This is a genomic window from Micromonospora endophytica (assembly GCF_003236305.1).
In the GTDB taxonomy this organism is placed as follows: Bacteria; Actinomycetota; Actinomycetes; order Mycobacteriales; family Micromonosporaceae; genus Micromonospora; species Micromonospora endophytica.
The window spans coordinates 1-7,081 of sequence record NZ_POTX01000279.1; the positions used below are offsets into that span (position 1 = coordinate 1).

A 7,081-nucleotide genomic window follows, 5' to 3' on the forward strand; every position below is an offset into this window, starting at 1 on the left:
GACCCGTACGCCCCGCCCGCCTCGGGCCAGCCGTACGACCCGTACGCCCCTGGCACGCCGTCGTACGGGCAGCCCTACCCGCCGTCGTACGGGCAGCCCTACCCGCCGCCGTATGCGCCGCAGCCGTACGGCGGTGCGCCGATGTATCCGCACGCCGGCTTCATCGGCCCCGGTGGGCAGCAGAACACGCTCGGCCTGATCTCGATGATCCTCGGCATCGCTTCGATCCCGCTGAACTGCTGCTTTCTCGGCATCCCGCTGGGGTTGGCCGCGGTCATCACCGGCTGGCTGGGCAAGCAGAAGGCCGACCAGGGCCTGGCCGGCAACGCGGGGCAGGCCCTGGCCGGCCTGATCTGCGGCGCGGTCGGCCTGCTGCTCGGCCTGCTGTACATCCTGCTGACGGTCGTGACGAACGCCGTGGCGCCGCTACAGCCCTGAGCGAAACCGGTGTCGAGGGGCGTCCCGCGCTGCGCGGGACGCCCCTCGACCGTTTACCCGCCCATCCAGCCCGGCCCGGCTTACCCAGGGCCGGCGCTGGGCCGAGCCCGGTCAGCCGGCCAGCCGGGTGAGCCAGCGGGTGGCGGCGGCACCGAGCAGCGCGCCGCCGCTGATCACCACGGTCGCCGCGAGGGCCACCTGCCAGCCGACCGGGCCGACCTCGGCCAGCCGACCCGCGCCGAGCGGCCCGCCTGAAGCCTCCGCGACCACGCCCATCAGCACGCCGGTCACCGGCCCGGCGAGCGCGGCCGGGAACAGCAGGGTGCTCCAGCTCAACGGTGCTCGCCCGCCCACCGTCCGGGACAGCCGGCGGGCGAGCAGCCAGCCGACCGTCATCCCCACCAGGGCGGGCAGCGCCAGGATCGCGACCGACCAGAGCCCGTCGACAGGCCCGCTGGGCAGGCCGGCGAGGAGCGGTAGGGCCGGCAGCGCGCCGACGGAGACCTCGCTGGTGCGTACCGCCGTGTCGGTGCCGACCGCGAAGCCCGGCCCGAGCAGATAACTTGCCGACCAGGCGGTGGCGTTCGGCGCGTACGCCAGACTCACCAGGGTGATGCCGGCCTGTCCCGCCACGCCCGTGCGATAGGCGCCGATCAGGTCGGCCGCGTCGCCGCCGCCGGTCGCCACGGCCAGCCCGGCCATCGCCGCCCCCGCGCCGAGCAGCACCAGCACGGCCACCAGCCCGGCCCGGGCGCCTTCCCGCAGCGACACCGGCACCCGCGCGACGAACACCTCGGTCACCCGGCTCGTCCGGGCCGCGCCCAGGCCGGCGGCGAGCGTGCCGAGGACGGCGAGCGTCAGCCCGGCCCGCACCGGTGCGCCGCCGCCGGCCAGCATCGACGCCAGCACACCCAGCAGGGCGTACGCCACACCCACCGCTGCGGCCGCGGCGAGCGTACGACCCGGCGAGCGGCTGCCGCGGGCACCGACCGCCCGGGTGACGTGCACGCCGGCGCGGCTGAGTCGCCAGAGCGCGAACGCGGTCACCGCGAGCGGGGCCAGGCCCATCGAGCCGGTGGGGGTGTCCAGGGGCACCCCGTGGCCGAGCAACCATCCGGCGGCGCCCGCGCGCAGGGCGCCGAGCAGGCTGGCGGCACCCTCGCTGAGCTGGAACAGCCAGAGCACGACGGCCACGGGTAGCCAGGAGGTGAGGGCGGCCCCACCGGCGGCGACCAGCGCGGCGACCAGCAACGGCGCATGGCTGCGGGGTTCGCGCTCATCGCGTGGCAGCGGCACCCGACGCGGCGGGCCGGCTCGGCCGGGTGGCCGGGCACCGGCCGCGCGGGCGTCGGTGGCCCGGCGAGGCTGGTCAGGGGTGACGAAGGACATCGCTTCTACTCTGGCATGTCGCGTCGGCGTCGGCTGTCCGACACAGGCCCACCAGGGCGTCTATTCGGCCCGATCGCACGTGGTGGAGCACCGGCCCGGTCTAGCCTCGGCACAAGAGCCCGTGACTCACTGTTGTTGTCCGGAGGGAATCCGTGAACGCTCCGTATCCGCCGCCTCCACCGCCGCCTGCGGGCCGGGACCGCACCACGCTCTGGGGCGTCCTGGGCATCGTGACCGGGCTGCTCTGCTGCGGCATCCTCGGCATCGTCTTCGGCTGGTTGTCGATCCGCGACGCGCGGCGCTACCGGCAGTCACCGGTGCTGGGCTACCTGGCCATCGCCTTCGGCGTGATCAACATCGTGGGCAGCCTGATCCTGCAGGCGACCGGGAACTACCCGTACTGGAACCGCTGAGGGGCCGACCATCCGGTCGACCCCTCAGCGACACGTCGGTACGTACGGTCAGCCGGCGGACATGATCTCGCGCATCAGCTTCGCGGTCTCGGTAGGCGTCTTGCCGACCTTGACGCCGACCGCCTCCAGCGCCGCCTTCTTGGCGTCGGCGGTGCCCGCCGAGCCGGAGATGATGGCACCGGCGTGGCCCATGGTCTTGCCGGGCGGGGCGGTGAAGCCGGCGATGTAGCCGACCACCGGCTTGGTGACGTTCTCCTTGATGAACTCGGCGGCCCGCTCCTCGGCGTCACCGCCGATCTCACCGATCATCACGATCGCGTCGGTCTCCGGGTCGGCCTCGAACGCGGCGAGGGCGTCGATGTGCGTGGTCCCGATGATCGGGTCGCCACCGATGCCGACGCAGGTCGAGAAGCCGATGTCCCGCAGCTCGTACATCATCTGGTAGGTCAGCGTGCCGCTCTTGCTGACCAGGCCGATCCGGCCCGTGCCGGTGATGTCGGCCGGGATGATGCCGGCGTTCGACGCTCCCGGCGAGGCGATACCGGGGCAGTTCGGCCCGATGATGCGGGTCTGCTCGCCCTTCGCCACGTTGTACGCCCAGAAGGCGGCGGTGTCGTGCACCGGCACGCCCTCGGTGATCACCACCGCCAGCGGGATGCCGGCGTCGATCGCCTCGACGACCGCGCCCTTGGTGAACTGCGGCGGTACGAAGATGACTGTGACGTCCGCACCGGTCTCCTTCATCGCGTCCGCGACGCTGGCGAAGACCGGCAGCTCGGTGCCGTCGAAGTCGACGGTGGTGCCCGCCTTGCGCGGGTTCACGCCACCGACGACCGTGGTGCCGGCGGCGAGCATCCGCCGGGTGTGCTTGGAACCCTCGGAACCGGTCATCCCCTGGACGATGACCTTCGAGTCCTTGGTCAGCCAGATTGCCATGATCAGACCCCCGCAGCCGCCAGCTCGGCGGCCCGCTCGGCCGCGCCGTCCATGGTGTCGACCCGCTCGATCAGCGGGTTGTTCGCGCCGTCGAGGATCGCCCGACCAGCCTCGGCGTTGTTGCCGTCCAGCCGGACGACAAGCGGCTTGCTGACCTCCTCGCCACGCTGCTTGAGCAGGTCCAGCGCCTGGACGATGCCGTTGGCGACCGCGTCGCAGGCGGTGATGCCGCCGAAGACGTTGACGAAGACGCTCCTGACCGCCGGGTCGGAGAGCACGATCTCCAGGCCGTTGGCCATCACCGCGGCACTCGCGCCGCCGCCGATGTCGAGGAAGTTGGCCGGCTTGACGTTGCCGTGCCGCTCACCGGCGTACGCGACCACGTCGAGCGTGGACATGACCAGGCCCGCGCCGTTGCCGATGATGCCGACCTCGCCGTCGAGCTTGACGTAGTTGAGGTCCTTCTCCTTGGCGGCCTGCTCCAGCGGATCCACGGTCGCCTGGTCGACCAGGGCCTCGTGGTCCGGGTGCCGGAAGCCGGCGTTCTCGTCCAGCGAGATCTTGGCGTCCAGCAGCAGCAGCTTGCCGTCCTTGGTCTTGGCCAGCGGGTTCACCTCGACCAGCGTGGCGTCCTCGGCGACGAACGCCTGCCACAGGCCCACCGCGGCCTCGACGACCTGGTCGGCGACCTCGGCCGGGAAGCCGGCCGCGTCGACGATCTCCCGCGCCTTCGCCTCGTCCACGCCCTTGACCGCGTCGATCGGGGCCTTGACGACCTTCTCCGGGGTCTCGGCGGCAACCTGCTCGATGTCCATGCCGCCCGCGACGCTGGCGATGCAGAGGAAGGTGCGGTTCGCCCGATCGAGCAGGTACGAGAAGTAGTACTCCTCGGCCACGTCGGCGGTCACCGTGATCATGACCTTGTGGACCGTGTGGCCCTTGATGTCCATGCCGAGGATGTCGGTGGCCCGGGCCACCGTCTCCTCCGCGCCCTCGGCCAGCTTCACGCCGCCGGCCTTGCCTCGTCCGCCGACCTTCACCTGTGCCTTGACGACCACCCGGCCGCCGAGGCGTTCGGCGATCGCGCGGGCCTCCTCCGGGGTCGTGGCGACGCCGCCGGCGAGCACGGGCAGTCCGTGTCGCTCGAACAGGTCCCGCCCCTGGTACTCGTACAGGTCCACGATTGCGCGTCCCGTCCCGTCTCCGCGGCGCACCGTCGCGCCGCCACCAGCGTATGGAAAGAAAACAGTGCAGTGCCCGACATCAGTTGAAGTTGACGTGGGCTGTCGAACCCCGCCCAACCCGAACCATGCCGCGCTGACGCGCCGCACGCGACCTCACGATCCGCCGGACCGTAAGGGGAGGTTGACAAGGATTCATTGGGCGCAGCCTAGCGATGTCGGCACGTCCGGCAACCGAGCGGGTGCACGGTGTGCGGTAATCCACAACCCTGACCCACGCTGCGTCACCGACCCGCAGCGGAGCCGGCGGACGTCACCCGTTCGGGCGATCTCACCCGGCCGGCAGGGCTTCTCCGGTGCCGTGCGTAACCCTGCCGCAAGGGCGTCGTTGAGTCAGGTGTCGGCGCGCTGAGCAGTGCGAAGACACAAGAAACGGCCGATGCCCTGTCGGTCGAGGGGTGGCGGCGGGGCATCGTGCATAGAGGGGCCGGGCGTGTGAGGGGTGCGTCCGGCCCCTCCCCTTGTCTGTGCGGGTTCGCCGCGCGGCATGGGGGGCCGCCACGCGGCATGGGGGTCCGCCATCGCGCCGGCCAGCCGGTCTCCGGCACCCGCTCAGCCCACTGGCTGGGCGACGTTCTGCCGGACCCACTCCACGATGGACTGCGTGGTCGCGCCCGGCGTGAAGATCTTCGCTACGCCGAGCTGCTCCAGTTCCGGAAGGTCGGCGTCGGGGATGATGCCCCCACCGAAGACCACGATGTCCCTGGCGTCCCGTTCGTCGAGCAGCTCCAGCACCCGGCGGAACAGCGTCATGTGTGCGCCGGAGAGCACGGAGAGGCCGACCGCGTCGGCGTCCTCCTGGATCGCGGTCTCCACGATCTGCTCCGGCGTCTGGTGCAGGCCGGTGTAGATGACCTCCATGCCGGCATCCCGGAGGGCGCGGGCCACCACCTTGGCGCCACGGTCGTGGCCGTCCAGGCCCGGCTTGGCGACGACGACCCGAACACGAGAGCTCATCTGCGCATCCCTTTCACCGGCTCTGCGGCATTCACCTTAACGAACGGTAACCCGCCCGGCCGCGGCCCGGGAACAGGGGCGGCCAGCCGACCGGGAATCACCGGGTGGACCAGCAGAACGCGGCGCCACCGACACCTCACGGAAAGACACGAGCGGCACGGGGAGAGTCAAGCGGGACGACTCCGCCGTTCGGTCACTGTCTGCGACGAACGGGGGATAACCTGGGCACCCCTCCAGCGACTGGAGCACTGACAATCACGGACGGAATCGGACAGAATGGGGCATTGAATTCGGCGCTCCGGCTTGTGACTCGACTGCCTGTTGGCTAACGTGTGCACGGTTGTCATCAGGCCTACGGACGGGTGACGACGCGACCAACAGAGTTTCGGCCCTGCTGGGCCCGACCTCGGTTGACCGCATCGGAACCCCGACAACGGAGGGTATGCGTGCGCCAGCGCCTGTCGTCTGAGCCCGATCGATATCGCGGCCGCCGCCGCGTACCCACCCCCCCACGCAGCCGCTACGCGGCGGTCGTCACCACCGCCTTCGTCGGCGCCGGCCTGGTGGCCATCGGTGCCGGCGCGTTGCCGGACGCCAAGAGCGTCAGCCCGTCCGTCCTCGATGAGCTGAAGCAGGCTTCGATAAGCGCCCAGGGCGCGGCGGAGCGCGCCGATTCCGCCGACCGGGCGTCCCGCGACAGCCGCGGCGGGCCGGAGAGCGCGACCGAATCCGGAGTCTGGCTGCTCCCCCTCCAGGGGTACGACTTCAACTCCCCGTACGGCATCCGCTGGGGCAAGCTGCACACGGGAGTCGACCTGGTCGCCCCGGAAGGCACCCCGTACGTCGCGATCCACGAGGGCACTGTCACCAAGGCCGGTTGGTTCGGCGGGTACGGCTACGCGGTGATCGTCCAGCACGCCGACGGCAGCGAGGCCATCTACGGCCACTCCTCGCAGGTTTCCGTCCAGGAGGGTCAGCAGGTCAAGGCCGGCGACCAGCTCGGACTGGTCGGCAACACCGGCCACTCCTACGGCTCCCACCTGCACCTGGAGATCCATGTCAAGGGCGAGCCGCGCGACCCGGTGCCCTACCTCCAGGAACGCGGAGTGGACATCAAGCTACAAGTCGAGGCAATCTACAGCGAGGTAATCGAGAACTGACGGCGGGTAACGCCCGCTCACCGCCCGGATCGCGCGATCCGGGCGGTTTTTCTGTGCCCTCGACAGCCGAAAGTCTCCCAGCTCACACCCGGAATTGTGACCGGCACCACAGTGGGTCAACGGTCCCGGTCCGGGCACTCGGCCCCACCTGCGGACACAACCGGACAGCGCGCCGCCGGGCGTGCGCGCAGCGCGCAACCCCCGGTACCCCGCCACAGCCGGATCGACACCAGGATTTCGTGGTCACGTGCCACTTCGATCCAGTGAGGTTCCGCCGTGCAGGACCACAGCTCCGCCCCGAACCGGAAGATCCCCGACGCCCCGGCCCGGCACCGCCGATCCGGCCCGCGCGGCCGCTACCTGATCATCGGTGCGGTCACCCTGTTCGGACTCGGCCTGGGCGGTGTCGCCGTTGCCACCCGCGACGACAACAGCCCCGCCCCAAGCCCGGTCTCCGTCGACGCGCAGGCCCGCGCCGCGGCCGCTGACCGGGCCGACCGGTCGGCCCGCGAACCGGCCACCCCCGCCGCCACGGGCAGCCCGACGC

Annotated in this window: 7 protein-coding genes and 1 pseudogene; 4 read left to right on the forward strand and 4 right to left on the reverse strand. The window is 71.4% G+C overall.

What is annotated here, in order from left to right; genetic code table 11:
- A partial coding sequence (locus tag C1I93_RS26665) for a DUF4190 domain-containing protein (RefSeq protein ID WP_111246035.1) occupies nucleotides 1-438 on the forward strand: 438 nt, incomplete at its 5' end.
- A 111-nt stretch (nucleotides 439-549) separates the two neighbouring features.
- Here C1I93_RS26665 and C1I93_RS26670 read toward each other — a convergent pair.
- Nucleotides 550-1,827 carry a cell division protein PerM gene (locus tag C1I93_RS26670; protein WP_111246036.1) on the reverse strand — a complete coding sequence of 426 codons (1,278 nt, stop codon included), beginning with the start codon at nucleotides 1,825-1,827 and terminating at the stop codon, nucleotides 550-552.
- A 152-nt stretch (nucleotides 1,828-1,979) separates the two neighbouring features.
- On the opposite strand from C1I93_RS26670, the gene C1I93_RS26675 reads away from it, so the two are divergent.
- Nucleotides 1,980-2,240, forward strand: coding sequence for a DUF4190 domain-containing protein (locus tag C1I93_RS26675; protein WP_111246037.1), 261 nt, complete (start codon nucleotides 1,980-1,982; stop codon nucleotides 2,238-2,240).
- A 48-nt stretch (nucleotides 2,241-2,288) separates the two neighbouring features.
- Here C1I93_RS26675 and sucD read toward each other — a convergent pair whose 3' ends face one another.
- The 3 genes from sucD to icmB form a co-directional block, all read right to left on the reverse strand.
- Nucleotides 2,289-3,176, reverse strand: a complete 888-nt coding sequence (sucD, locus tag C1I93_RS26680; RefSeq protein WP_111246038.1) for a succinate--CoA ligase subunit alpha — start codon at nucleotides 3,174-3,176, stop codon at nucleotides 2,289-2,291.
- 2 nt (nucleotides 3,177-3,178) lie between these two features.
- Complete coding sequence (gene sucC, locus C1I93_RS26685; RefSeq protein ID WP_111246039.1) at nucleotides 3,179-4,357, reverse strand: ADP-forming succinate--CoA ligase subunit beta; 1,179 nt, start codon at nucleotides 4,355-4,357, stop codon at nucleotides 3,179-3,181.
- Nucleotides 4,358-4,969: 612 nt separating this feature from the next.
- Nucleotides 4,970-5,374, reverse strand: coding sequence for a coenzyme B12-dependent isobutyryl CoA mutase small subunit (gene icmB / locus C1I93_RS26690; RefSeq protein WP_111246040.1), 405 nt, complete (start codon nucleotides 5,372-5,374; stop codon nucleotides 4,970-4,972).
- A gap of 446 nt (nucleotides 5,375-5,820) precedes the next feature.
- Here icmB and C1I93_RS26695 point away from each other — a divergent pair, with 446 nt between their 5' ends.
- Both C1I93_RS26695 and C1I93_RS26700 read left to right on the forward strand, forming a co-directional pair.
- The gene (locus tag C1I93_RS26695; RefSeq protein ID WP_111246041.1) at nucleotides 5,821-6,534 is read left to right on the forward strand and encodes a M23 family metallopeptidase; all 714 of its coding nucleotides are present in this window, start codon (nucleotides 5,821-5,823) and stop codon (nucleotides 6,532-6,534) included.
- A 276-nt stretch (nucleotides 6,535-6,810) separates the two neighbouring features.
- Nucleotides 6,811-7,081: pseudogene (locus C1I93_RS26700) on the forward strand (M23 family metallopeptidase); the annotation flags it as partial.

What these genes read in the sequence shown, in the direction of transcription:
- C1I93_RS26670 (WP_111246036.1), bottom strand. Translation starts at nt 1,827, where the DNA reads ATGTCCTTCGTCACCCCTGACCAGCCTCGCCGGGCCACCGACGCCCGC.
- sucD (WP_111246038.1), bottom strand. Translation starts at nt 3,176, where the DNA reads ATGGCAATCTGGCTGACCAAGGACTCGAAGGTCATCGTCCAGGGGATG.
- icmB (WP_111246040.1), bottom strand. Translation starts at nt 5,374, where the DNA reads ATGAGCTCTCGTGTTCGGGTCGTCGTCGCCAAGCCGGGCCTGGACGGC.